This is a genomic window from Paraburkholderia fungorum (assembly GCF_900099835.1).
In the GTDB taxonomy this organism is placed as follows: Bacteria; Pseudomonadota; Gammaproteobacteria; order Burkholderiales; family Burkholderiaceae; genus Paraburkholderia; species Paraburkholderia fungorum_A.
In genome coordinates this window covers 718,709-744,358 of record NZ_FNKP01000003.1, presented here as the reverse complement: position 1 = coordinate 744,358, position 25,650 = coordinate 718,709, and the positions used below count along the sequence as shown (strand labels likewise).

The following is a 25,650-nucleotide window of genomic DNA, read 5'->3' as shown; positions in this document are numbered from 1 at the left end:
TAAAACACCCTGCGGGGCGTGCAGAACCTCGGCACAAGGCACCTGCTGTAATAAAATTGTCAGCTTCAAGTCGGCGCGACCGTCACCGGCGGGCGCTTCCCTAGGTCGAGAGTTAAACGCACATGCCATATTTTTTCGGAATCGGTCTTCACGTCATCATCGCGATTTATTTTGCGGTGCATGCCGTGCGGAATCAGCAGAGCATCTACTGGCTTTTCATTCTCTTCGTCTTCCCGATGCTGGGAAGCGTGGTGTACCTGTTCGCCGTCTATCTGCCGAGCCTGCGTCAATCGCGCGGCGCGCGCGCGGCCACCCAGGCGATCACGCAATTCGTCGATCCGAATCGCGCGGTGCGCGAGGCACGCGCCGATTTCGACCGCTCGCCGACGGTTCAGCATCGACTTCGTCTGGGCGATGCATTGTTGGCCGCCGGTAACGCAGGCGAAGCGCTGGAGCATTTTCAGGCGGCCGCGAACGGGCCCTTTGCAAACGATCCCGCGTTGCTGCTCGGCCTCGCCAAAGCGCAGTTTGCCGTGAACAACCCCACAGCCGCCGACGCAACCCTGTTGCGTCTGTTCGACGCGAATCCGCAAGCCCGTAATCAGGGCGAGCCGGCGCTGCTATACGCGCGCGTCCTCGCCGCGCTTGGAGCGCCCGGCACGCGTGCGGCGTTCGAGCAGGCGTTGACGTGCGCCGGCGATGTCGCGCCGCGCTGCCTGTTCGCCGACTGGCTGGCAAAGCAACCGGACGATGCCGACCGCCGTCGCGCCGACAGCCTGTACGCGGAAATCGTTCAGGATGCGAGACACTGGCCGCGTCACGCGAAGGAACATAACCGGGAGTGGCTGCAACGCGCGCAGGCGGCGTCGGCGCGTCGGTAGGCGCGGTCTTCTCATGGCCCGATAGCGGCCTGCAAAGACTGCATTTCCGGGCAAGCTGCGTTATCGCCTAGACTGGGATGTACCCCGTTTCCCGCACGCGCCGCGAGCCGTGCTGCGAAAGATGATTCCCAAGGACAGCAACGAGAACTTCGGCGCCGACGGACAAAAACCCGCGTCCCAGGTTCTCATTCGACCTGAACCCAATGGCGATGGCGCACGTGGCGTCATCGGGTCGGCGGTTGCATGGCTGGAGCGGGTCGATCCCGGCACGCATCGGCGAATCAAGGGACTGCGGCTCGTCACCGCCTATGGCATCGCCGCCGCGTTGGGCACGTTGCAGGACATCATGCACAACCTGCCCGGCGCGACCTCGGTCGGTTCGCTGGCCGCGAGCTTCGCGCTTTGGGCAAGCGTGTCGGAAGCACGTATCGAACGGACGGAATCCAGCCGGGACCTGGTGGTGCTGTGCGCCGCCGCCGCTTTCGGCGCGGCGATGTTCATCGTTCTCTCGCTGCCATTGCGGGCAATCGCCACGGCAGGCCCGGAACTGACGCTCGTAACCGGCGCATTTCTGGTCGGCTATCTGAAGCGCTTCGGCATTCTCGGCGGTGGCACGGGCTCGCAAATCTATATCGGGCAGTTGCTCGCATACGGTGCCCATCTCACGATGGTGGAGTTGCCTGCGGTCGCCGTCGCCAGCCTGATCGCGATGCTCGCGTCGATCGTGCCGCGCATGCTCAGCGGCCCCGCCGAACATCCCGCCACGACGCTGCTTTCTCCGGTCGATATACCCGACAGGTGGACGCTTTCTCCCGAACTCATCATGGGCTTGCAGGCGGCCAGCGGCGCACTCGTCGTCGTCGCGTTGAACGAGGTGGTCGGGCTCAAGGAATCGGCGTGGGCGATTACGGCGTGCACGTATGTCGTCGCGGGGTCCGCGAGCGGCACGGCGGAGCGTGTACGGCGGCGGATTATCGGCACGCTGGTGGGCGTGCCGCTGGGTCTTGTGTGCCTGCCGCTGGTCGTTCACGCGCCGCTGCTGGCCTGGGTCGCGGCGGCGATGGCGATGATCGTCTACGCGATGGCGTTGCCCAACCGCTACGACATCGCCTGCGGAGCGTTCGCTTTCACGCTGATCGTGACGCTGGCGATCGGCGGCGTCCATTCGGTGCCGCTGCTCGCTGCGCGCGCCTGGGAGACGCTGCTCGGCGGCGCGCTCGGCCTCGCGGCTTCACGGTTCATTTTTCCGCTGCGATTGGGAAGAGACACACCGTCATAGCTCCGATTCGATCGGCAGCAGGCTGAGGAACCAGATTCCGACGCGCTTGAGTCCCGACACGTCCGGCTCGTCGAGTTCTGTTTCTTTTCCATTGGCGTCGGTGTCGATCCAGACGATCCGCTTTGTACCGTTCGCGTCGGTCCGTTCTTCGAGTCGCCACGCTATCTGATCCAGTTTCGGCTCCAGGCCGTCGACGACCTGTGCCGCGAGCGCACCGCTTTCGCAATACACGCCGATTTCCGTATTCAGCGTGATCGAACGAGGATCGAGATTCATCGAGCCGATGAAGATGCTGGACTTGTCGAACACGTAAGTCTTCGCATGCAGCGACGCCTTCGACGAACCCAGCAGCGACTTCTTCTCCTTCGAATCGCCGGAAGAAGCCGCCGGTTTCAACTCGTACAGATGAACGCCCGCATCGAGCAGATCCTTGCGATAGCGCTGATATCCGGCATGCACGGCCGCCACGTCGGTGGCTGCGAGCGAGTTGGTGAGAATGGTGACGCGAACACCGCGCGCGGTTTCTTTGCTCAGCCATTCGACGCCCTTTTTGCCGGGCACGAAGTAGGGCGAAACGATCAGCATCTGCTGACTGGGTTCGACGCTCAACGAATTGAACTGCGTCAGCAGATGGCCGGTTGAATCGTCCGGGGCACGCGTGATTTTTGCGGGGTCGTCATAGAGCAGGGTCGCTTTCCCCCACGCAAAATCGATGTCGCGCATCTGCATCAGCTCCGCGTAGCGCTGCGTGGCCCGGGCGACGTAGGGTGTATCGCGTTGTGATGCAACGAACGCATCCAGACGCTTGCGATAAGCGTCGAGCGCGCCAGGTTCCGCCGGATGACCCGTCAGGTTTTCGATCGGATACGCCGCGTCGGAATTCCAGAACTCGTCGAACGCGACGGAGATTTTGCTGACTACGGCGCCATGCGTCAGCACGTCGAGATCGCCGAACGACACGTCGTTAGACGCGCCGAAATACTCATCGCCGATATTGCGGCCGCCGACGATGGCCGCTTCGTTGTCGGCGATGATCGACTTGTTGTGCATGCGCCGGTTCACGCGGCTGAACTCCAGCGCCGCGCCCACTTTCTTGAAGCTCCGGCTCGCAACCGGATTGAACAGCCGCAACTGAATGTTCGGATGCGACGCGAGTGCCAGCAGTACCTGGTCGTCTCCGTTGGTGCCGAGGTCGTCGAGCAGCACGCGTACTCTCACGCCGCGATCCGCCGCGCGCAGCACCGCGTTCGCCAGGTGCCGGCCCGTCAGGTCGTCATGCCAGATGTAGTACTGGAGATCGAGCGTGCGATCCGCGGCATCGGTGAGTGCGATTCGGCCGAGCAAGGCGTCGACGCCATCGGGCAGCAGGTAAAACGCGGTCTGACCCGGATGCTTGCGCTCCTGCGGCGTGAAGGCCGCGCCGAGACGCGTGCTGTCCGACGGCGCGACGGCGTGGGTTTCGGTTCGCCCTGCCTGCGGCGGCAGGCTCGCGCAAGCCGACAACAGGACCACCAGCAGGACCGCGAACGCGGCGCGAAACTTTGTCATGGCAACACTCCGTACTACACGCGGTTATGCGACGAAATCGGCGGCCATGTCGGCGTCGGTGCGCGCTTCGAGTCGTCCGCTACGGCAGGCGTCGCGGAATACCTCGTAGTCCCGCTCCACCTGGTCGGCGTACGCGCGCGAATAGCCGACCAGCGCTTCCGTCATCTGGTCGCCGTTGCCGAGATAGGCGGCCACCTCGGTGGCCTGTCCGCCTGCTTTGGCGTGCGCCCGCGCGAGTACCCAGCCGCACAGGCCCGCATATTCGCGGAACGTCTCTTTCGAAAAGAGTTCGAGCGTGGCCGAGACTTTCATGTCGCGCAGTTGACGCCCGTAAATGTGCCGTCCGAACGGACCGGTAGTCCAGCCGAGGAACGGATCGCTCGCGCCCTGCATCAGACGCTGGCCATGCACCACACGCTGGCCCTGATGTTTCGACACAGGCGCTTCGAAATACCGTGATACGACTGAGGTCGACGCTTCCTTGAACTGGATGAACAATGGCTTCTCATGAGGATCGACCATCAACAGGATCAGGCACCGCGTTCCCACGCTGCCGACGCCGACAACCTTGAACGCAACGTCCTGCATCGAGAAATGCGCGAGCAGATTGCAGCGCACCGGTCCGAGTGACTTCAGATAATGACGGTAGATTGGCGCCATCAGCTTGGGCCATTCGCCGAGACCCAGCCAGTCGTCGTCGTGCGTGAAGAGGGTGTTTTTTCCGTGGACGTGAAACACGCCTGGTGGCGTATCGCGAATCTGCCAAACCCCGTTTCGGTGACTGGCAAGCTTCGGCAGCATCGTCTCGTGCGTGCGGCGCGACGCTCTTTCGATGCCGCTGCGGATATGAACGCGCGCATCTTCCGAAGTCGAAGTCTGTTCGAGGCGATCGAACGTGATGAGTTCGTACCAGAGTTCGAGCGGGCTCAGCGCCGAATAGGTCGAGGTCCACCGCTGATAGCTTTGTGCGACGATCGAGACGACTTCGTCGGCCAGTTTGTCGCCGTGGCCGAGATGCCGCACTGCAATGTAAAGACTCGCCGCGAGCCGCTTGAGGTCCCACTCCCACGGACCGACGGCGGTTTCGTCGAAATCGTTGATGTCGAACGCCAGTGCGCGCTCCGGCGTTGCGAAGCCGCCGAAGTTCATCAGGTGGCAATCGCCGCAAATCTGAAAGTGGAAGCCGCTATTGGCCGTGGTCGCGAGATCGTGCGCCTGGATGATCGCGCTGCCGCGATAGAACGTGAATGGCGACGCAAGCATGCGTCCATAGCGCAAGGGGATGAGTGCTTCGACGCGCCCCTGGCTGTTTTCGCGCAGTAGCTGGACCGGATCGCGGTCGGTGTTGCCGATCTTCGCGTGTGCGCTGCGCGGCGTGTTCTTGCGTGCGCTACGGCCGATTGCGCGGCGTTCCTCGAGCGAGTCAGACGGCGTCATCGTGAGCCCCTTGGGAATGCGGTGTTATTGAATTCGTTTCTAACGCGACGCCTGGACCGTGCCAGGGTGAATGTCGCTGAAGCTCATCAACCGGTTTTGCGCATTGCGTGGGCTGGGCTGTGCAGTCACGGTATGGACTGCGCCGGGTCAGCCGGTTAGCCTGTTCAGACTTTAGCGTGTCTGTTCGATTATTTCCATTTCCATCGAGCCTTACGGTTTGCCTTTCCAGCCGCACAATCAAACCGGCAGCGACGCGCCGGGAATCTGCCGGTTGATCCGCTGCGCCTGCCTGTAGACCTCATGCATCAACAGAGCCGTGTTGCGCGATGGCGGCGAGAACTTCGAATAGACGAAGGTCGACACGAGTTCAAGTTCCTCCACCAGCGGACGGATGAGGAAGCCCTGGCCGTCCGCAGCGAATTCGTCGACGATAGCGAGCCCGAGGCCGCCCTTGACCAGCGCCAACGCCTGGTCCGCGCGCGTGACGTCCACCACCGATTGCAGATCGACATTAGCCTGCTGACACGCGCGCGCGATCATCGTGCCGAACGGAATGTCGCGCCGGAACAGGATCATCGGCTCGCCGATCAGATCGGCGAGCGCAATCGGCCCGGTCGCCGCGAGGCGATGGCCGGACGGCACGACACACACCATCCTGCCGCGCATGAACGGCACGACGTCGAGATGCTCGTGTTCGATCGGCATCGACGTGATGGCGACATCGACGGCTTTGCTCAGCACTTCCATCGGCATATCGGCCATCAGCGTGGTATGCCAGTCGACGCTCAAGCCGGGCAATTGCCGTTTCAACTCGACAATCGCGGGCGCGACGATCGACGTCGCCAGTGACGGGCTGCACGACACCCGCAGCAAACTGGCCGGTCCCAGCGACAGCGCGCGCGCAAATTCATCGACACTCAACGCCGCCTGATAGACCTGCTCGACCTCACGGAATAGCGCCTGCGCTTCCGCCGTAGGAATCAGCCGACCCTTTGTGCGTTCGAACAGCCGCAGGCCCAGGGTGGTCTCCGTATGCGAAACGAGCTTGCTGACGGCGGGTTGCGACACGTACAGCATCTTCGCCGCCGCGTTGATCGACCCCGTCAGCATGACCGCGCGAAACACTTCCATCTGCCTGAGCTTGAACCGCATGCGTCCTCCAGAAGATGTAATCCGGGGATCTTAACCAAAAGTTATAGGGTAGCTGAATCTCGGCATACGACAAGCTGACGACAACTATCTAGTATCTGCTCAACGGAAGCCCCGGCTTCCGCATGGCGTCCCCGGCACCGCGAAAGTGGCGCTGCACCGGTGAAAGCGGCGGCCCGAACGATCCGCGGACCGGCTCGCGGGACGCGCTAAAAAAGCAGACAGGAAGGAGACACGATGAATCACGCAACCCAGTCCGGCGTCGCGTCACTCGACATGGCGACAACCGCGCGGCGCACCCGCGCCCGCTTCGGCATCCTCGCGCTGCTGGCGGTCGGCACGATGATCAACTATCTCGATCGCAGCGTCGCCGGCATTGCCGCGCCGAGCATGAGCCACGAACTCGGCCTCAATCCGGCGCTGATGGGCGTGATCTTCTCTGCCTTCTCGTGGACCTACACCGCCTCGCAGATTCCCGGCGGCGTGATGCTGGACCGCGTCGGCACCCGCTGGACCTATTTCTTCGCGCTCACGCTGTGGTCGCTTTTCACCGGATTGCAGGGACTCGCAACCGGCTTCGTGTCGCTGCTGATCATGCGTCTGCTGATCGGCATCGCCGAGGCGCCGTGTTTTCCGACCAATAGCCGCGTGGTGGCGATCTGGTTTCCGCAGAGCGAGCGCGCCCGCGCAACCGGCATCTATACCTTCGCCGAGTACGTCGGCCTCGCCTTTCTGAGTCCGCTGCTGTTCTGGCTCGAACAGCGCTATGGATGGCGCACGCTGTTCGGCATTGTCGGCACGGTCGGTGTCGTGTTCGGCGGTATCTGGCTGATGCGTTTTCACGAGCCGCATCAATCGAAAAGCGCGAATCGCGCGGAACTCGATTACATCGCGAATGGCGGCGGTGTGGTCGACGGAAGCCAGAAGGCGACGCACTTCCGCTGGTCCGATATCGGCGCACTGTTGAAACGCCGCAGCATGCTCGGCATCTGCATCGGCCAGTTCGCGTGCAATTCGACCAACGTGTTTTTCCTGACGTGGTTCCCGACTTACCTCGTGACCGAGCGTCATATGCCGTGGCTGCGAGTCGGGCTGATCGCCGTGCTGCCGTTTATCGCCGCGTCGGTCGGTACGCTCGCCGGTGGCTGGATTTCCGACGCGATGCTGCGCCGGGGCATCTCGCTGAACTGGTCGCGCAAGCTGCCGGTGATCGCGGGACTGCTGGCCGCGTCGAGCATCGTTCTCGCCAACTATGTCGAATCCACGCCAATGGTGATCGCGATTCTGTGCGTCGCGTACTTTGCGCAAGGCATGTCGGCGCTTGCATGGATGATCGTCTCCGACATCGCGCCGAAGGGTTTGCTCGGCTTGAGCGGCGGTCTCTTCAATCTGTTCGCCAACGCGGCGGGAATCGTCACGCCGCTGGTCATCGGCCTGATCGTCAATGCGACCGGATCGTTCGTCTATGCGCTGGCTTTTATCTCGGCGGTCACGCTGGTTGGCGCGCTTTCGTACATTTTCGTGGTCGGCGATATCAAGCGCATCGAACTACCGAACAACCTCATTTAAAGGAACAAGCTGGATATGACTCGCTATCACGAAGGAAAAGTGGCTATCGTCACGGGCGCCGCGCGCGGCATCGGTCTGGGCATCGCGAAGAAACTGAAAGCGGACGGCGCGCGTGTCGTGGTGTGGGATCTGAATGTCGGCGAGTGCGGCGCGGAGCAGTTGGGCTTCGAGCCGGATCATGTGCAGCAGGTGGACGTTGCATCGATCGAATCGGTTGAACAGGCTTTTGCGGTCACGCTCGATAAAGTGCGGCATGTCGATATCCTCGTCAATAACGCGGGCATCAACGGGCCGGTCGCGCCGTGCTGGGAGTATCCGGTCGATGCATGGCAACGCGTGATCGCCGTCGATCTGAACAGCGTGTTTTACTGCTGCCGCGTCGCGATTCCGCACATGCGCGCGCGGGGCGGCGGCCGCATCGTCAATGTGGCGTCGATTGCGGGCAAGGAGGGCGTGCAGTTCATTTCAGGGTACTCGGCGGCGAAAGCGGGTGTGATCGCGTTCACGAAAGCGGCCGCGAAAGAGTTGGCGAAAGACAACGTGCTGATCAACTGCGTCGCGCCCGCGATGGTCGAGACCGAACTGTTCAGCGAGATGTCCGACGCGCACATCGAAGCGAGCAAGGCGAAAATCCCGATGGGCCGCTTCCTTCAGATCGACGAAGTCGGCGCGATGGTGAGCTGGATCGCAAGTCCCGAATGCAGCTTTACCAGCGGCTTCACGTTCGATCTGACCGGCGGGAGGGCCACCTATTGAACCCGCTGACCGTAGCGCCGAAGCTGGCGGTCGCGCATCTCACCGCGCTGGAACTGACGCCGTGCGAACTGGTGCGGCACGCCGCGCGCGCGGGCTTCGGCGCGGTCGGCCTGAGGCTGAACCCGACCGCCCCTGGCGCGGTTGCGTATCCCTCTCTCGTGGGAAGCAGCGCGCATCGCGAATTGCGGCGTGTTCTCGCAGACGAAGGCGTCTCGGTGCATGACGTCGAGTTCATTCCGGTCATGCCCGACATCGACGTCGCCTCGTTTGCGCCGATGTTCGATGCCGCCGCCGATCTCGGCGCGCGTTGCGTGACGGTTTCCGGCGACGACCCCGATGCCGCGCGACTCGCGGCGAACCTTGCCGCGTTGTGCGAACTCGCGGCGCGGTCCGGCTTACGCGTCGATCTGGAATTCATGCGCTGGCGTCATGTCGGCACGCTGCACCAGGCGCGCGCGATGGTCGAACGCGCGGGCAGCGCCAACCTCGCGATTCTCGTCGATGCATTGCATCTCACGCGCTCGGGCGGATCTCCCGCCGATGTCCGCGCGCTGCCCGAGCACATGGTGCGTGCGGTTCAGCTTTGCGATGCATCGTCCATCGACCCAATCGGCGACGACGCGACGATTCTCGAAGCACGCGCCGGCCGCTTGCCGCCTGGGCAAGGTGCGTTGCCTTTGGGCGAATTGCTGAACGCTTTGCCTGCGGGAACGACGCTCGGCGTCGAAATGCCATTGCCGTCACTGCCCGCCGATGAGCGGCTCGAACTCGCCTATCGCAGCACGCGCGATATGCTGGCGTCTTCGCACTACCGTTACGAACTGTCTGGAGCATCTCGTCAATGACCATTTTCGACGAAGAAAAAATCGACTGTCATAATCATATTTTCGATCCGGTGCGCTTTCCGTATCGCGACGACACCGCGTATCGTCCGTCGATGCAGGAGATCGGCACCGCTGCGCAATTCGCTCGCGTAATGGACGCGTGCGGCGTACAGCACGCGCTGCTGGTCGGTCCAACGAGCGGCTATCGCACCGACAACCGCTGCATGCTTGACGCGATCGGGCAGGGCGGCAATCGCTTCAAGGGTATCGCCGTGGTGGACAACGACGTGAGCCGCGCGACGCTCGTGGAGATGAAGCGTGCGGGCGTCGTGGGCGTCGCGTTCAACCCGGCGATGGAAGGTGTCGAAGCGATGAGCGATGCCGACTCTCTCTTCGACACGCTTGCCGACCTCGATATGTTCGCGCAAATACAGGTCATCGGCGATCAGCTGATTGCATTGGAACCGTTGATCGCGCGCACGTCGACGCGAGTGCTGATCGACCATTGCGGCCGTCCCGAAGCGGCTGCGGGTTTGAACCAGCCGGGCTTTCAGGCACTGCTTCGTCTCGCCGACGCGGGCCGAACCGTGGTCAAGCTTTCGGGGCTGCAAAAGATTTCGCAACTCGATTACCCGTACGAAGATGCGCAGCCGTTCGCGTTGCAACTGCTTCGCACGTTCGGGCCGGATCGTTGTGTGTGGGGTTCGGACTGGCCGTTCCTGCGCTCGCCGGTACGGATGGATTACGCGCCGCTGTTGACGCTGATCCAGCGCCTGATTCCCGACTCCAACGCACGCCGGCGCGTCTTGTGGGACACTCCGCGCAGCCTGTTCGGCTTTTGAAGCCGACCCTCTTGCAGGCATGTTTCGGTTACCACCTCAGACCTCGATTTTGATGACCATTACCGGCAATACCCAAGTATTCATGATCGTCGGCGACCCTGTCGCTCAAGTGCGCGCCCCCGAGATCTACAACCATCTTTTCCAGCGGCACAACGTGGACGCCGTGCTGGTGCCCATGAAAGTGCCCCCCGCGAGCCTCGCCGGTTTCGTGCGTCATACGATGGCAGCGGGGAATGTCGGCGGCATGTGGGTGACGATTCCGCACAAGGCCGCGATGCAGAACCTGATGGATCGATGCGATCCGCTTGCACAGATCGCGGGCGCGGTGAATGCCGTGCGACGCGGCGACGACGGCGCGATTGAAGGCGCGCTGTTCGACGGTCTTGGCTTCGTCAACGGGCTGGATTATTTCGGCATTCCGCTTGCCGGCCGACGTGTGCTCGTGGTCGGTGCGGGCGGAGGCGGCCAGGCCGTGGCCGCCGCGCTGGCACAGCGAGGCGTGGGCCATCTGGCTATCTACAACCGCACGGCGGCGCGTGCTGCCGAACTGGTCGCGCGTTTGGCGCCGGTGTTCGGCAACATCGTGTCGGTCGCTGAAAGCGCCGATCCGGCGGGCTATGACCTGATCGTCAATTGCACGTCGCAAGGACTGAAGGCGGACGATCCACTGCCGGTCGACGTGCTTCGGGTGGACGAGGGCGCGTCGGTGGTGGACATCATCATGACCCGCGAACCTACGCCGTTGCTGAAGGCGTGTGCGCAACGCGGCATTGCGGCTCACGCCGGATTTGAAATGCTGGTGCAACAGATTCCCGAATACCTGAAGTTCTTCGGTATGACAGACCTCGCGCAAACGCTGCAGAACGACCTGACTGAAGTGCGCTCGCTTCTCTATCCGAAGTGACGGCTGCCTGATTGCGGTTCAAGCTAAGATTCGAAGACCGCGTCGGCACGCTCGCAATCCGCGTGAATGGCAGCGCGATTGCGGGCGAGTCTCGCCAATTTCAAAAGGAAACCGCATGACCCAGGCTTCGAGCTATGTGAACGGGCAGATTATTTATGTCGACGGCGGATGGTTGGCGGTGCTCTGAATACGCCCTTGCTCTAACGAAGAACCTGTTGCACCCATTGCGATGGCCCGGCCTATAAAAACTCAGGCTGCAAGCCATCGCAATTAATCCCGTCATACCGATCTCAATCCAGTTCAACAGCATTAAATACGCTCGATTGGAATTAAATTCGAAATGAATAATTGCTCTTAAATAGCAATTCATCCAGTATCGGCCGTTGATTTGTTTATACCAATTAGTTGGTTTGGTGGAAGTTGCCTGAGCGCTATCGTAGCCATCTCAATCAAGAAGTGATGCAGTACTGGCTTTCAATGAAAGCCGCTACAGCGTCATAAAGATGGCGATAGCCCGTGCAGTGCGTACCAAAGCGCACGCATAACCTCAGCCCTTCACAACAATGAGCGACAGCTTCCTCGATACCACGCCGCTAGATCCGCGCGCCAAACCCCTCATCGACGCTCTGACCATCGAGTACGACACCCGATACCAGGACTTCAGGGCCAAGGGCGTGACCGCTGCACAGGAACTTGCCCGCTATCCCGCCGAATTATTCGCGCCACCGCATGGTGCATTCGTGTTGCTGCTCCGCGATGGACAGACGATAGGCGGCGGCGCATTCAAACTTTACGACGAACGTACCGCCGAATTGAAGCGTGTATGGACGCACGGTGATTTCCGCCGGCAGGGACTGGCGAGGCAGGTGCTTCAGCAACTCGAAGCGCGCGCTATCCGGCAAGGCTACAGCCGTGTTTATCTCACGACAGGTTTCCGGCAACCGGAAGCGTGGGGTTTATATGTCGATTCCGGCTACGCGCCGTTATTCGATACCTCGCTCGATCCTCAGGTGATTCTTCATTTGCCCTTCGGCAAAGATCTGCTGGAGCCCGCGCGAACCAGCAGCCTCGACGATCTGAGAAAAGCCGAACTCGCGGTACCCGCCGAGTGGCGCAAGTAAATCCGCGCTGGCAAACCGCTTCGTAGATAACCTAAGGAAACCCCAATCATGACGAGTGGAAACATTCGCAAGTCGCTCGTGCTGAGCGCGATTGCAGTTGTGGTCTTCGGCCTCGGTTCAACAGCCTTCGCGGCCAATACGCTGGATCTGACGCCCGAGCAACGTATCCACATTCGCGCGGATCAGGACAAGGACGCGATCAAGTCCCTGCCCACGAGCTTCAGGTTTGTGCAGAACGACTCGTTGACAGTGGGCATTGCGGTGGCGTTGCCGCCGCTTAGCACCTACGCGACCGACGAGAAGACAGTGGTCGGCTTCGACCCGGACCTCGCGCAACTCGTCGCCGACAGCATTGGAAAGAAGCTGAAGCTGGTTCCGGTTGCATGGGCGGACTGGCCGCTGGCGCTCGCGTCGGGCAAGGTCGACGCAGTGATTTCGAACGTGACCGTGACCGAGGAGCGCAAGGAGAAATTCGATTTCTCGACGTATCGAAGGGACCAACTCGGTTTCTATACGAAGGTCGATAGCAAGATTATGTCGATCAAGGAACCGAAGGATGTCGCGGGTCTGCGAATCATCACCGATGCCGGCACGAATCAGGAAAAGATTCTGCTGGAATGGGACAAGGAAAACGTGGCGCACGGTCTGAAGCCACTCAGCATTCAATACTACGATGACGAGGCGGTGCGGGAAGTCGCGCTGCAGGCCGGACGCGCCGACGCGATTTTTAGTGTCAATGCGATGCTGGCTTATGTCGCGGCGCGGCAAGGGAAACTGCACCAGGTCGGTACTGTCAGCGGCGGCTGGCCGCGTACCGCCGAAGTGGCGATCACGACCCGCCGGGGCAGCGGTCTCGCCGATCCGCTCACCACGTCGCTGAACGATCTGATCGCGGACGGGAAGTACCATCAGATTCTGGATAAATGGAATCTGGATTCCGAGGCTATCAACAAGGCCGCGACCAATCCGCCGGGCTTGCCAAAACTCTGATAAAGCAAAGCCGTCATCCCGGTCGATGCCAACGCCGGGATGACGGCGGCGATGATTTTTCTGCCATGCAAAACATCAAGAAGCGGCCATTGCTATCCGCCCGCATGCGTCCGCGCAAATGTAGACCGCTCCTCGGTGTTTAAGAACTTCTCTTTAGCCAAAGGTGTTCTCACCTGCACAACCGCAGGGTGATTGCGCACGTCCGCGAGATTGCGTGAACACCAGAAAAAGCGATTCATATTCAGGGCATCGATGAACAAAATATTCACAGGGTGGAACCGACCGGCGCGGCTCCGCTGAAGCCTGAAAAATCCACGAATTTCGATCTCGGACTGGCGCTCAATCCGCTGCCGAAACTCACCCTCATGTTGGCGGTTCGCGCCAACAATCTGTTCAACGTTTACCCGAAGACTTTGCCCGCCGATAACCGGTTGCCCGGTATTCAATATGAAACGGCTTCATCTCAGACCGGCGTGAACGGCGAGTCCTATTACCACTGAGAGAAATATCTGTTTTAGCAGCCGAATCTCCACCCTGAAACCTTCATATGGATAGCTCTATTTAGTGAAAGTACTGGAGTGGGGTTCGGTGATAATTAATCAGAGCAGTTTGCCTTTACGTCAAAGTACGCGCACCCAGCAAGTGCTAACGACAATTGCCCGAGACGAGTCGTCACAAATCATGTCCTATTCAATTTCCCTGCTCGACAAAAGTCCCATTGCCGACGGTGCAACCGCAGCCGATGCACTCAAATTCACCATCGCATTGGCGCAGGCGGCGGAGCGGCTCGGTTACCATCGCTTCTGGGTCGCGGAGCATCACGGCGCGCCGGGTCTCGCCAGCTCCGCGCCGGAGATTGTCGTTTCACATCTGCTGGCTCATACCTCGAAGATTCGCATTGGTTCGGGTGGCGTGATGCTTCAGCATTACAGCCCGTTCAAAGTGGCGGAGAACTTCCGGCTGCTCGCTTCGCTTGCGCCCGGGCGCGTCGATCTCGGCGTCGGTAAAGCGCCCGGCGGATTGCCGTCGACTACGCGTGCATTGCAGTGGTTTCACGACAAATCGAAGAAGCCCGATTTTGCGGGTCAACTCGCGGAACTCGATGCATTCCTCGGTGCTGGTGTTGCGGACGATCATCCGTTAGCCGGCGCGCAGGCTATGCCTGTGCCGCCAGAATCGCCAGAACGGATTCTGCTGGGTGGAAGCGCCGAGAGCGCTGCGCTGGCGGCGCGTTATGGGTGGTCGTTCTGCTACGCTGGGCATTTCAATGGCGACGATGCGAACATCGAACGCTCCATTCAAACCTATCGCGACGCAAGCGGGCGCGCGCCGCTACTCGCCCTGTTTGCATTCGCTGCAGAGACGAAAGAGCAGGCCGCGCAACTGGTAGGTCCGCTGCGCATCTTCAAGCTGCAACTGTCGAATGGACAGAGCTTCAATCTGGGCAGCGCACAAGCCGCAGAAGAGTTTGCGCGTCAGACCGGCGCATCCGGTTATCGCATCGACGAACAGCGTCCTTACGTCATCGCGGGCACCCCCGAAGACGTTCATCGCGAACTCGACCGGCTCAGCGAGCGCTTCGGTATCGAGGAGTTCGTGATCGATTCGCCTGTCTCCAGTTACGCCGAGCGCCTTGCATCGGTCGAGCTTCTCGCCGCAGCTTGCGAAGTCGCCAGCGTTTGATCCTGTTCCCAACATTCTGAATAGCGACAATCACCATGACAACGCGAAACATCAATTTCGGCATCATGTTGCACGGAGCCGGCGGCCACATGAATTCATGGAAACATCCGGCGGGGCCAGCCGATGCCAGTGTCAATCTCGACTTCATTATTCGCACGACAAAAAAGGCTGAAGACAACGGCATTGCCTTCGCTTTTGTCGCGGACGGGTTGTATATCAACGAGAAATCGATTCCTCATTTTCTCAACCGTTTTGAGCCGATTTCGATTCTTTCCGCGCTGGCCTCGGTGACTTCGAAGATTGGACTCGCCGGAACGATTTCGACTTCGTATAGCGAGCCGTTCACGGTGGCGAGGCAGTTTGCATCGCTCGATCTGATCAGTGGCGGACGTGCCGGATGGAATGTCGTGACTACACCGCTCGAAGGCACCGCGAAGAACTACAGCGCGACTCATCCCGAGCACGCTTTACGCTATCAGATTGCCGACGAGTACCTGAGCGTAACGCAAGGGTTGTGGGATAGTTGGGATGACGATGCAGTTATCCGGAACCGAGAAACAGGCGTCTTTTTCGACAAGGACAAGCTGCATACGCTGGACCACAAAGGCAAGTTCTTTCAGGTCGCTGGACCTCTGAATATTGGCCGATCTCCGCAAGGGCAGCCGGTCATTTTTCAGGCGGGGTCGTCTGAGCCGGGCGTTGCGCTCGCCGGTAAATACGCCGATGCCGTGTTCACCCATTCGCCTTCGCTCGAAGAAACGCGGGTCTTTTCGGAGCAGGTCAAGAATAGTGCGGTAGAACATGGGCGCAGTCGCGACGATGTGAAGATCTACCCCGGCATCGGTCCGGTTGTAGGGGCGACGGCCGAAGAGGCGGAAGCGAAGTATCGCGCGATACGAGACCTGCTGAGTATCGACGAAGCGCTCGCCTATCTCGGCCGCTACTTCGATCACCATGACTTCAGCGCTTATCCGCTCGACGAACCGTTTCCCGAACTCGGCGATATCGGCAGGAACAGTTTTCGTTCGACCACCGACCGCATCAAGTCGGAGGCTCGCCGGAAGGGTCTCACGTTGCGCCAGGTCGCGCTGGAAACCGCTACGCCAAAGCCGCAATTCATCGGCACCGGCGAACAGGTCGCGGACGAGATCATTCGCTGGATCGATGCAGGCGCGGCCGACGGCTTTATTCTTGGTTTCGCGGTTCAGGCGCAAGGCCTCGACGATTTTATCCAGTACGTGATTCCGGTTCTCGAAGCACGCGGTCGTTATCAACGCACGCTGCAAGGCAAAACCTTGCGTGACCATCTCGGTTTGCCGCGTAAGGAAAGTCGCTACGCGCTGGCCGAAAAAGTCTAAAAAATAGGCGGTCGCGGATTCGCCAGCCACGTCAGATGCGCGGGTGCGTCCGGGCCGCCATGGTATCCCCCATGCAATAAAGGACAGAGAATCATGAACAAGTCCACCGAGCTCATGAGCCAGGCACTTTCTCCTGGTCTCGCCACGACGCCGACCGACTATTCGCGCTTGCGCATCGTTCCGGCTCGCTACCGGGCCCGGACAGCAGGGACCATTCTCGCTGTCGTGCTGATCGTTTTGTTGCTGAACTCGGTTCTGGGCAATCAGCATTGGGGATGGAGCGTATTCGCCGAGTGGTTCTTTTCCGGGCCGGTTCTCGCGGGCTTGGGGAAGACCCTGCTGCTGACCGCATTGGGTGCGTTATTCGGATTTATGCTCGGAACGCCGATCGCACTCGCGAGAGTGTCGCGCTCCCCGTTGCTCGCCGCCAGCGCCTGGGCTTTCGTGTGGGTTTTTCGCTCTGTCCCGTTGCTGGTTCTGCTATTGCTGCTGAACAACCTCGGCTACCTGTACGAAACGATCTGGATTGGCGTGCCCTTTACCAGCATCACTTTTGCCAATCTTCAAACTACCGAACTGATCAGCCCGTTCTTTGCGGCAGTACTGGGGCTCACGCTCAATCATGCCGCGTATGCATCCGAGGCAATCCGCGGCGGCATTCTGTCGGTCGATCAGGGGCAACTCGAGGCCGCTGCTGCGCTCGGATTGCCACGAATCCATCAGGCGTGGCGAATCGTGTTGCCGCAAGCCATGCGTTCCATCCTGCCGACCGCGTTCAACAACCTGATCGGTCTTGCTCAGGGAACCTCGGTCGTATATGTCCTGGCCATGCCGGAACTGTTCTATACGATCCAGGTGATCTACCGGCGCAATCTCGAAGTCATTCCGCTGCTGATGGTCGCGACGGTCTGGTATCTGATTATCCTGACCGTTCTGTCCGCCATCCAGGTGCATATCGAACGCTACTACTCGCGCGGTGCTTTGCGTAATCCGAAGCCGTCGTTCGTTATGTCGTTGCTGACGCGCTGGCGTCGGCGTGAGCAATCTGGCGCGGCGGAAAATGTTTCCAGCGTCGCTAATGCTGCTACGGGTGCGGCAACGATCTGCGGATGGAAGCGTAGTGAGAGCCGGGGCGGCGAAGTAGCGATTCACGGCGTCTCGAAGAGTTTCGGAACGTTGAAGGTTCTCGACAACGTATCGCTCACCGTGCGCGCCGGCAGCGTCACGGTCATTCTCGGGCGCTCGGGATCGGGTAAATCGACACTGCTGCGGACGATCAATCATCTTGAGCGTGTCGACGACGGATTCATCGATATCGACGGCGAACTGATTGGCTACCGGCGCGACGGCAACACGCTCTACGAATTGAAGGAACGCGAGATCTTGCGGCGTCGGATCGATGTCGGGATGGTGTTCCAGAACTTCAACCTGTTCGCGCATCTGACCGTGCTGGAGAACATTATCGAAGCGCCGCTGGCGCTGAGTGAAATCGGCAGGCCGGAGGCTGAAAAACTGGCACGCGAGTTGTTGGCGCGCGTTGGGCTCGCCGGCAAGGAAGACGTCTATCCGCGGCAGTTATCTGGTGGCCAGCAACAACGCGTGGCGATTGCGCGCGCGCTTGCGTTGAAGCCCAAAGTTCTCCTGTTCGATGAGCCGACTTCGGCGCTCGACCCCGAGCTTGTCAATGAGGTGCTCGATGTGATCAAGGAGTTGGCGCAATCAGGAACCACGCTGATCGTCGTCACGCATGAAATCGGGTTCGCGCGCGAAGTCGCCGACACCATTGTTTTTATGGAGCAGGGACGCATTCTGGAGACCGGCAGCCCTGACAAAGTGTTCAATGCGCCGGACCATTCGCGTACGCGTGAGTTTTTGTCCAAAGTGTTGTGACGCGGAGCTAAAGCCGATGATGAACCTTCACCGCAAGTTGCTTGCGCTCACCGTACTTTCGCTGAGCGCGATCGGGTTGTCGTCCGTTGCGGCCGAGCCCGTCGAGAAATTCGACTTCGGTCCCCAGCAAACCGGCCGCATTCGCGCGGAAAAAGACCCGCTCGCTGTCAACGCCATCAGGAAGAATTTCAGGTTTGCGAAAGAGGGCTTTCTGACAGTGGCGATCGCACCCTATGGGCCGCCCATTGCCAGCTATGCCACCGACGCGAAAACCGTGGTGGGCTCCGACGCCGACTACGCTCAATTGATTGCCGACGAACTCGGTCTCAAACTGAACATCGTGCCGATAGCCTGGGCGGATTGGCCGTTGGGGTTGACGTCGGGGAAATACGACGCGGTTATCTCCAATGTCGGCGTCACTGAACAGCGCAAGCAGAGGTTCGATTTTACGACTTACCGGCTGGGTCTTCACGGGTTCTACGTGAAAACATCCAGTCCGATCAAGGAAATCAAAGAGCCCAAAGATATCGCGGGCCTGCGCGTCATTACGGGATCGGGAACGATTCAGGAGAAGATCGTTCTGGAGTGGAGCAAGGAAGACGTCGCGCATGGATTGAAGCCCGTGCAAATCCAGTACTTCGACGACGACGCTGCTGCGCGCATTGCGCTATTGTCCGGCCATGCCGATGTTCACTTCGATCCCAACGCGCCGCTCGCATTCGAAGCGGCGCGGACCGGGCAAATCCGTTTGGTGGGGACCGTCAATGCGGGATGGCCGCTCAAAGCGGATGTCGCCATCGCGACGAGAAAGGACAGCGGCCTCGCCGACGCATTGACCATTGCCACCAACGACCTCATTAAAGACGGTAAGTATGCACAGGCGCTGGCACGTTGGGGTCTGCAAAGAGAAGCCGTCAGTCAGTCGGAAACGAATCCACCCGGACTGCCGACATTCTGATTGCTGCGACGTGTGAATTCGAAGCCGTCTGCCGATAGGCGCTAGAAGCTGCATGCATCGAGTTTCGTTTTGCCCGTATGATTTTTTCGGATCGGCCATAGGCCGGTCGACATCAACCTGCGAGTGCCATTTATGAGCCGCGATATTCTCTTTCTGCTGGAACCAGGTTTTACCGATCCCGCTCATCCCGGTGAGCGATTTATCTGTCCGCACGGCGCGCCGATTGAAGGATTGCTCGCGAGCGATCCCGCGCGTAACGACAGACTCGACATTCACCGGGTAGCGTTTTTGCGTCCGCGTGCCGACGTTATCGAAGCACTCGACGACGCGCATCAGGGACTGCCGGTTCTGATTCTCGGCGACGAGCGTCCTGCACCGGACGATGCGCAAAAACTGGGGGACAAGTATTTTGTCACCGACAGTGCGCGCATTCTTGCACTACTCGCAGAGCGGCACGGATTTCCCAAAGTCCATTGAGGTAAGCGGCGTTCTTCAGATCCGGCCTTCGAAACCGGGTCGATCAGTTTGCCGAACCGAAAACCGACCGGTAATACGGGTTCGAATCATCGGCACCTAACACCGTGCGGATTTCCTGCGCCCACGCATTACGGTCGCCGCGATACGCGTCGAGTCCCGCGCGGTAGAACGCATGCAACGTGTCCCGTTCATGGCGCAACGCGGACGTGAACGCGGTGTCCGCGTTCAAGAGCGGCGGCTCCATCTGCAAGGCGAGAAGTCGCGCGAGGGTCGAAGGAAACTCGGCGGGATTCACCCACGGCGCGTATTCGATTCGCGGATCATCGTCGGTGACAGGGCGCGCGTCGGCGGCGTAGTAGGCGAGCGCCGGACGGTCCGCGATCCACGTCGACAAAAGCGCTTCAGGCGAAGCAATGCCGACTTCGTTCAGCGCGCGGGCCACCTCAGGTTGCGCAAACCGCGCGCGGATGAGCGGCACGTCGAGCGTCAACGGTTGTAGCGAGCCGACCAGCATCATTTCGTGGAACTCCGTGGTCCATAGCGCCGCATACGGAAACACCTGCAGGAAGCTCTGAATCAGCGAGCGCGTCTCCTGTTCATTTTGCGTCGCGAGCGGCAGCCATTGCGCGACGATTCCGCGCTGATTCAATCGCGTTGCAGCGAGCCGGTAGAAGTCGGTCGAGTAGAGATTGACGACGCCCGCTGCCGATGGCGGCGGCGGCTCCAGCGTCATGAGATCGTAGCGATCGGTGCGCGAAAGCAACTCACGCCGCCCGTCCGCGATACGGATGTCGGCACGCGGATCGGCGCTCACATTCAGATTGCCTGCGAAAGCCGGCGAAGCACGCACGACCGCAGGCAGCAGTTCCGCGATCACGCGCTTCTGGAGATCCGGCCACGCGAGCAGCGCGCCGCCGGTAATTCCGGTGCCCAGTCCGATGACGAGCGCGGAGTGCGGCGTGCCGTCGTGGACGATCAGCGGCAGCAGTGCCTGCAGACGCATGTATCGCAGCGAAGTCATCGCGTCGCCGGAATTCGAAACGCCTTGAATATAGAGGCGCCGGAAGCGTTGCGCTGCGGGACCCTGTTCGAGTACCGCGACCGTGCCGCCCGTGCTTTCCTCGTAATAGACGAGATCGCCGCGATGCGCATCGGCGAGCAGGAGGCCGAGCCGGTTCGACGGCACGGCGACGACGGCCACGACCGCCAGCGCGGCAATGCAGACGCCTGCGGCCACGGCGGCTTTCTGCACGATCTGCGCGCTCAATGTCGCTGACAAGCCGATCAGACTCGCCGCGATCGCCAGCACGCCGATCGACCGGATCAGCCCGAGCGACGGTATCAGCACGAAGCCCGCGAACAATGTTCCGGCGATACCGCCTACGGTATTCATCGCGACGAGCCGTCCCACATGGGTTGCCAATGCGGGCGCCGGTTTTTGCCGGTCGCCGCCGGTCATCATTGCGAGCGCGAACGGAAACGCCGCGCCGAGCAGAAGCGTCGGCACGAGCACGATCGCGCACGCGGCGACCGCGAAGCCCGCGCACATCGAAGCGAGCAGGTTGCCGGTCAGGCTCAGAACGAAGTCGGCGGTGTGGCGCTGCGCGAGCATCAGCGAGTCGCCTGCGCACGCGAGGCCCGCGAACGCCGTGAGTCCGGCGAGTGCGATCAGCACGCCGAACACGCTGGACGGATCGCGCACACGACTCACATAACGCGCCGCGACAGCACTGCCGAGCGCCAGCCCCAGCAGGTAAGTCGCGAGCACGATGGAAAATGCGAAGCTGCGCGTGCTGATGAACTGCCCGATCGCCTGCGACCAGATCACTTCATAGCCGAGCGCGATGCCGCCCGCGACGGCATACAGCGCGATGGCGACGCGCGCGCGTCCAATGTCGGCGAGGGTGCGCGCAGCGGGTTCATCACGCGCGACGGACGGCACCGATGCCGTCGACGATGCATAAGCGCGACGCGCCAGCCATATCGCGCCGAGCGCCGCAAGCGCGTTGAGACCCGCTGCGGTATATGCGCTGGCCTTAACGCCGACGAGCGGGATCAGCAGGAACGCGGGAAGCAGCGCGCCGATGATCGCGCCAGCCGTGTTGGCCGCGTAGAGTCGTCCACCTGCGCCGCCGAGTTCCCGCTGCGATGGTCCGAGGGCGCGCAACAGCACAGGCAGGGTTCCGCCCATCGCAATCGCGGGCACGCCGACCAGCGCGAAGGGCAACAGCCACGCGAATGCGCCGACACTGTTCTGCAATCTGGCGAACACCCATGCCGAATGCCCCAGCGCGTGAGTCGCGCCGATTCCGAGCACCAGCACGCCGAATTCGAGCGCCGCGTAAAGCAGCAGTGGACGCGCGCTCCGGTCCGCGAGCCTGCCGAAGATCCACCCGCCGAGTGCGAGGCCCGCAAAGAACGCGCTGATGCCGGTGGTGACCGCTTGTACTTCGATGCCCACCACGAGCGTCAGCAGCCGCACCCACAGCACCTGATAGATCAACGCCGCGCTGCCGGATGCGAACAGCAGTAGCGCGGGCCATGCGAGCTTTAGTGCGGGCGCGGGCAGCGCTTCGCTGTGTGCCCGCGCGCCGCGCCTGCTCGTGCTTCGTTCAGCCTTGATAGCAGCGCCGAGGTCGATCATCGTGTGAATCGCGCTCCCTGATTATTTGCCTGGGGTTTCCATGCTCTTCGTCAGCGCCTCGGTCATCTGGTCGATGCTGAAGCTTGCAGGCCGCTGGCTCGGCGGATATTGCTTGAACGTCGCGAGGAACGGCCCGACCTTGGATACCGCATAGGACGCAAGGTAAGCGTTCTTCGCGGTCCAGTCATAGTACTGATCGGACACGATATCGGCGCGTTCGTACGGGTCCATACGGAGATTGAATATCTTCGGCACGCGCAGGCAGGTGAACGGATTCGCCCAGACCTGCATGCCGCCAGGCTCCCGCTGCTCGCAGAAAACGAACTTCCAGTCGTCGCTGCGCATGGCGACGAGGACGCCGTCGTCGTTGAAGTAATAGAACTCGTGACGCGGCCCCTGCTTCGCTTGCCCCGTCAGATAGGGCAGAAAGTTGTAGCCATCCAGATGATTCTTGAAATTCTTGCCGCTTATCGATACACCCTTGAGCAGGCGATCTGAGATGTTGGTGTCCCCGGCGGCGGCCAGCAGCGTGGGAAACCAGTCGAGTCCCGACATCATTTGCCGCGATACGCTTGCCGGCTTGATGTGCCCCGGCCACCGGATCATCGCGGGCACGCGGAAAGCGCCTTCCCAATTGGTGTCTTTCTCGCTGCGGAACGGGGTTGTTGCAGCGTCGGGCCATGAGAATTGATTCGGCCCGTTATCGGTCGTATAGATGACAATCGTGTTGTCATTGAGCTTGAGGTCGTCCAGGGCCTTCAACAGTTTGCCCACGTCGCCATCATGCTCGATCATGCCGTCCGCGTATTCGTTGCCGGGCATCCCGCTCTGTCCCTGCATCGAAGGGCGCACGTGCGTGAAAAGGTGCATGCGCGTGGTATTCATCCACACGAAGAACGGCTTGTTGGCTTTCGCCTGTCTCTGGATGAAATCGATCGCGGCTTGCGTGGTTTCGTCGTCGATCGTCTCCATGCGCTTGGTGTTGAGCGGACCGGTGTCCTGGATCTTGCCATCGGCGAACGAGTGAATGACGCCGCGCGGCGCATTGGCTTTTACCCACGCCTTGTCGTCTTTCGGATAGTAGGGGCGTTCAGGCTCTTCCTCGGCATTCAGATGGTAGAGATTGCCGAAGAACTCGTCGAAGCCATGAGCGGTAGGCAGATACTCGTTGCGGTCGCCCAAATGATTCTTGCCGAACTGGCCTGTCGCATAGCCGAGTGGCTTCAACGCCTGGGCGATCGTGATATTCGACGCCTGGAGGCCCACTGTTGCCCCAGGCAAACCCACCTTCGACAAGCCGGTTCGCAACGGCACTTCGCCCGTAATAAACGTCGAGCGTCCTGCCGTGCAGCTATTTTCAGCGTAGTAATCGGTGAAAATCATCCCTTCATTGGCGATGCGATCGATGTTCGGCGTCTCGTAACCCACCACGCCCTTGCTATACGCGCTGATGTTGGTTTGCCCGATGTCGTCGCCGAAGATCACGAGAATGTTCGGTTTTCCGGATGCCTTGGCGTTGTTCTGCGGCGCGGCAGCGGGTGCAGGCGCGGCCGGCTTCGCGGGGGCGGCGGGTTTGGCGGGCGTCTGGGCCGTGGAAACTACCGGCGGAACGATCAGCACGCAGACCGCCGCGATCGCAACGAGGGCTCCCGTGATGTAACGGACGCGTCGAAGTTTGGCTGTCGTCATCGTTGTTCTCCCGGGGAGTGTTCCCGATGTGAACGGTTGCCCGTTCGTGCGAACGCACGTCGTCTCTCATCGACATGCGTTCGCCGGATCAATCGTGTTGCGGTGTTGTGCGTGCGCCGTGCGTGATTCTGAAACCGGATCTGTTTGCGGCCTTGAGTCCCCGTCGTCGTCGTGAAAAGCGCGATTTGCATTGACTCAAAGCGAGCCCTTAACGCGCGGCGGTTGTGACTGCGTTGCCGTGTGTCTTGTCCCAGATGTCCTTGTCCATCACAAGCCGGAAGCCGAGATGCGACATGCTGTTGTAGGGATCGGTGCCGCGCCGTGCGCTCGGGCGATAGCTGAGGCAGTAAGCCTCGTTGCAGAGGAACGAGCCGCCGCGCGTGACGCGCTTGGGCGCTTCGACCGGCACGCCGGGATCGGCGGGGTCCCACGAACTGACAGGTCCGATCGGCTCGTTCACCACGCCGTCGGTCGCCGCCTCGCGCCGGAACTGATCCGCGCGATACCAGTCCGCCACCCATTGCCACGCGTTACCGGTCATATCGGAGAGACCATACGCATTCGCCGGAAAGCTACCGACCGGACTCGTGCCGGCCGCGCCGCCCGCCTTTGCATTGACGACCGGAAACGGCTGCGCTTCCTGGCCCTGCCAGACGTTCGCCATCTGCTTGCCGTCCGGGGCGAACTGATTGCCCCACGCGTAGGTTGCCTGGTCGAGTCCGCCGCGCGCGGCGAATTCCCATTCGGCTTCGGTCGGCAAGCGCTTGCCCACCCACTTCGCGTAAGCCTCGGCATCTTCGTAGGATACCTGCACGACAGGGTGATCGTCCTTGCCGTCGATATTGCTTGCCGGACCCAGCGGATGCCGCCAGTTTGCGCCCGGCACGAAGCGCCACCAGCGCGAATAGTCCTGCAGCGACACCTGTTCCTTCGTGCCGACAAACACCATCGCGCCGGCCTGAAGCGCACTGTCGGGCGGCCGTGGCGTGCCTGGCGGCAACTGCACTTCGAGCGTCTTCCAGTCGGGCTTTTTCTCGGCCGTAGTGACGTAGCCGGTCGCCTCGATGAACTTGCGGAATTCTGCGTTGGTCACGTGATGCTCGTCCATCCAGAACCCATGCACGCGGACCTCGTGGGCGGGTCGCTCGTTGGGCTGCGCGAGCTTGCTGTCGCTGCCCATCATGAAGTCGCCGCCGGGCACCCACGCCATGCCGGCGGGCCCTTTTGTGCCGTCACCGAGTACGGGGTGAATCGGCTGCGCGGCGCGTTCGCTCATGGCGCGGCTTACCGCGTAGCCCACGAGCGCCGGACAAAGCAGAAGCAGAACGGCCCACAGCCCAATGCGTTGAATGCGCGAACCGAGCCCGTTGCGCCGTGCACGCGACGACGCGTCAGACGCAGGGACGTCCGCACGCGATTGCGCCGGTTGCCGCTTCCTCGATTTCTCCGTCAATTCCGCCCCCTCGATAGAGCCGAAATGAGAACGCATCTTTGTGCAACCTATCCACAAATATACGAACTCCCCAGCGAATGCAATCATTTTTTCTTGAGCGAAAACTGCCCGAAAATCGCATGACGTACCGCTTCTTTTCGTCGATAAAGGAGTTTCCACGATGCTTTGACGAAAGCGCTTTACTCCAGTAACTTGTGC

The 25,650-nt window shown here is 61.0% G+C and carries 21 protein-coding genes; 15 read left to right on the top strand and 6 right to left on the bottom strand.

Annotated elements, in window-relative coordinates; genetic code table 11:
* Nucleotides 1-122 precede the first annotated feature (122 nt).
* Nucleotides 123-881 (top strand): tetratricopeptide repeat protein, encoded by a 759-nt coding sequence (locus tag BLS41_RS32600; RefSeq protein WP_074771842.1) that lies wholly within the window; start codon nt 123-125, stop codon nt 879-881.
* 121 nt (nt 882-1,002) lie between these two features.
* Nucleotides 1,003-2,160, top strand: a complete 1,158-nt coding sequence (locus tag BLS41_RS32595) for an FUSC family protein (RefSeq protein WP_074771840.1) — start codon at nt 1,003-1,005, stop codon at nt 2,158-2,160.
* Here BLS41_RS32595 and BLS41_RS32590 read toward each other — a convergent pair.
* From BLS41_RS32590 to BLS41_RS32580, 3 genes are all read right to left on the bottom strand, one after another.
* Nucleotides 2,155-3,708 carry a phospholipase D family protein gene (locus BLS41_RS32590; RefSeq protein ID WP_074771838.1) on the bottom strand — a complete coding sequence of 518 codons (1,554 nt, stop codon included), beginning with the start codon at nt 3,706-3,708 and terminating at the stop codon, nt 2,155-2,157. The genes BLS41_RS32595 and BLS41_RS32590 overlap by 6 nt on opposite strands.
* Before the next feature lie 24 nt (nt 3,709-3,732).
* Entirely contained in the window at nt 3,733-5,145 is a 1,413-nt protein-coding gene (locus BLS41_RS32585) for a DUF2252 domain-containing protein (RefSeq protein ID WP_074771836.1), read from the bottom strand.
* Between the two features lie 237 nt (nt 5,146-5,382).
* Nucleotides 5,383-6,297: a LysR family transcriptional regulator gene (locus BLS41_RS32580; protein ID WP_074771833.1), complete on the bottom strand. Its 915-nt coding sequence runs from the start codon at nt 6,295-6,297 to the stop codon at nt 5,383-5,385.
* A gap of 234 nt (nt 6,298-6,531) precedes the next feature.
* Here BLS41_RS32580 and BLS41_RS32575 point away from each other — a divergent pair, with 234 nt between their 5' ends.
* From BLS41_RS32575 to BLS41_RS32515, 13 genes are all read left to right on the top strand, one after another.
* Entirely contained in the window at nt 6,532-7,863 is a 1,332-nt protein-coding gene (locus tag BLS41_RS32575) for an MFS transporter (RefSeq protein WP_074771831.1), read from the top strand.
* A gap of 15 nt (nt 7,864-7,878) precedes the next feature.
* Nucleotides 7,879-8,619 carry an SDR family NAD(P)-dependent oxidoreductase gene (locus BLS41_RS32570; RefSeq protein WP_074771829.1) on the top strand — a complete coding sequence of 247 codons (741 nt, stop codon included), beginning with the start codon at nt 7,879-7,881 and terminating at the stop codon, nt 8,617-8,619.
* Entirely contained in the window at nt 8,616-9,464 is an 849-nt protein-coding gene (locus BLS41_RS32565; protein ID WP_074771827.1) for a sugar phosphate isomerase/epimerase family protein, read from the top strand. The genes BLS41_RS32570 and BLS41_RS32565 overlap by 4 nt, the downstream gene beginning before the upstream one ends.
* Nucleotides 9,461-10,285 carry an amidohydrolase family protein gene (locus BLS41_RS32560; RefSeq protein ID WP_074771825.1) on the top strand — a complete coding sequence of 275 codons (825 nt, stop codon included), beginning with the start codon at nt 9,461-9,463 and terminating at the stop codon, nt 10,283-10,285. The genes BLS41_RS32565 and BLS41_RS32560 overlap by 4 nt, the downstream gene beginning before the upstream one ends.
* Before the next feature lie 52 nt (nt 10,286-10,337).
* The gene (locus BLS41_RS32555; protein ID WP_074771823.1) at nt 10,338-11,189 is read left to right on the top strand and encodes a shikimate dehydrogenase family protein; all 852 of its coding nucleotides are present in this window, start codon (nt 10,338-10,340) and stop codon (nt 11,187-11,189) included.
* Between the two features lie 563 nt (nt 11,190-11,752).
* Nucleotides 11,753-12,310 carry a GNAT family N-acetyltransferase gene (locus BLS41_RS32550; RefSeq protein WP_074771821.1) on the top strand — a complete coding sequence of 186 codons (558 nt, stop codon included), beginning with the start codon at nt 11,753-11,755 and terminating at the stop codon, nt 12,308-12,310.
* 48 nt (nt 12,311-12,358) lie between these two features.
* Nucleotides 12,359-13,300 carry an ABC transporter substrate-binding protein gene (locus BLS41_RS32545; protein ID WP_143026437.1) on the top strand — a complete coding sequence of 314 codons (942 nt, stop codon included), beginning with the start codon at nt 12,359-12,361 and terminating at the stop codon, nt 13,298-13,300.
* Between the two features lie 272 nt (nt 13,301-13,572).
* Complete coding sequence (locus BLS41_RS32540; protein WP_074771819.1) at nt 13,573-13,800, top strand: hypothetical protein; 228 nt, start codon at nt 13,573-13,575, stop codon at nt 13,798-13,800.
* Nucleotides 13,801-13,981: 181 nt separating this feature from the next.
* On the top strand, nt 13,982-14,983 hold the full coding sequence (locus BLS41_RS32535) for an LLM class flavin-dependent oxidoreductase (protein ID WP_074771816.1): 1,002 nt from the start codon (nt 13,982-13,984) through the stop codon (nt 14,981-14,983).
* Between the two features lie 35 nt (nt 14,984-15,018).
* Nucleotides 15,019-16,341 (top strand): LLM class flavin-dependent oxidoreductase, encoded by a 1,323-nt coding sequence (locus tag BLS41_RS32530; protein ID WP_074771814.1) that lies wholly within the window; start codon nt 15,019-15,021, stop codon nt 16,339-16,341.
* 93 nt (nt 16,342-16,434) lie between these two features.
* Nucleotides 16,435-18,231: an amino acid ABC transporter permease/ATP-binding protein gene (locus tag BLS41_RS40035; protein WP_074771812.1), complete on the top strand. Its 1,797-nt coding sequence runs from the start codon at nt 16,435-16,437 to the stop codon at nt 18,229-18,231.
* A gap of 19 nt (nt 18,232-18,250) precedes the next feature.
* Nucleotides 18,251-19,189 (top strand): ABC transporter substrate-binding protein, encoded by a 939-nt coding sequence (locus BLS41_RS32520; RefSeq protein ID WP_143026481.1) that lies wholly within the window; start codon nt 18,251-18,253, stop codon nt 19,187-19,189.
* Between the two features lie 132 nt (nt 19,190-19,321).
* Nucleotides 19,322-19,666 carry a DUF3088 domain-containing protein gene (locus tag BLS41_RS32515; protein ID WP_074771808.1) on the top strand — a complete coding sequence of 115 codons (345 nt, stop codon included), beginning with the start codon at nt 19,322-19,324 and terminating at the stop codon, nt 19,664-19,666.
* A 43-nt stretch (nt 19,667-19,709) separates the two neighbouring features.
* On the opposite strand, the gene BLS41_RS32510 is transcribed toward BLS41_RS32515, so the two are convergent.
* The 3 genes from BLS41_RS32510 to BLS41_RS32500 all read right to left on the bottom strand — a co-directional run bounded on the left by BLS41_RS32510 (nt 19,710) and on the right by BLS41_RS32500 (nt 25,275).
* The gene (locus tag BLS41_RS32510) at nt 19,710-22,310 is read right to left on the bottom strand and encodes a fused MFS/spermidine synthase (protein WP_074771806.1); all 2,601 of its coding nucleotides are present in this window, start codon (nt 22,308-22,310) and stop codon (nt 19,710-19,712) included.
* A 21-nt stretch (nt 22,311-22,331) separates the two neighbouring features.
* Complete coding sequence (locus tag BLS41_RS32505) at nt 22,332-23,999, bottom strand: arylsulfatase (RefSeq protein ID WP_074771804.1); 1,668 nt, start codon at nt 23,997-23,999, stop codon at nt 22,332-22,334.
* Nucleotides 24,000-24,207: 208 nt separating this feature from the next.
* Nucleotides 24,208-25,275 (bottom strand): formylglycine-generating enzyme family protein, encoded by a 1,068-nt coding sequence (locus tag BLS41_RS32500; RefSeq protein WP_083380264.1) that lies wholly within the window; start codon nt 25,273-25,275, stop codon nt 24,208-24,210.
* Between the last annotated feature and the right edge of the window lie 375 nt (nt 25,276-25,650).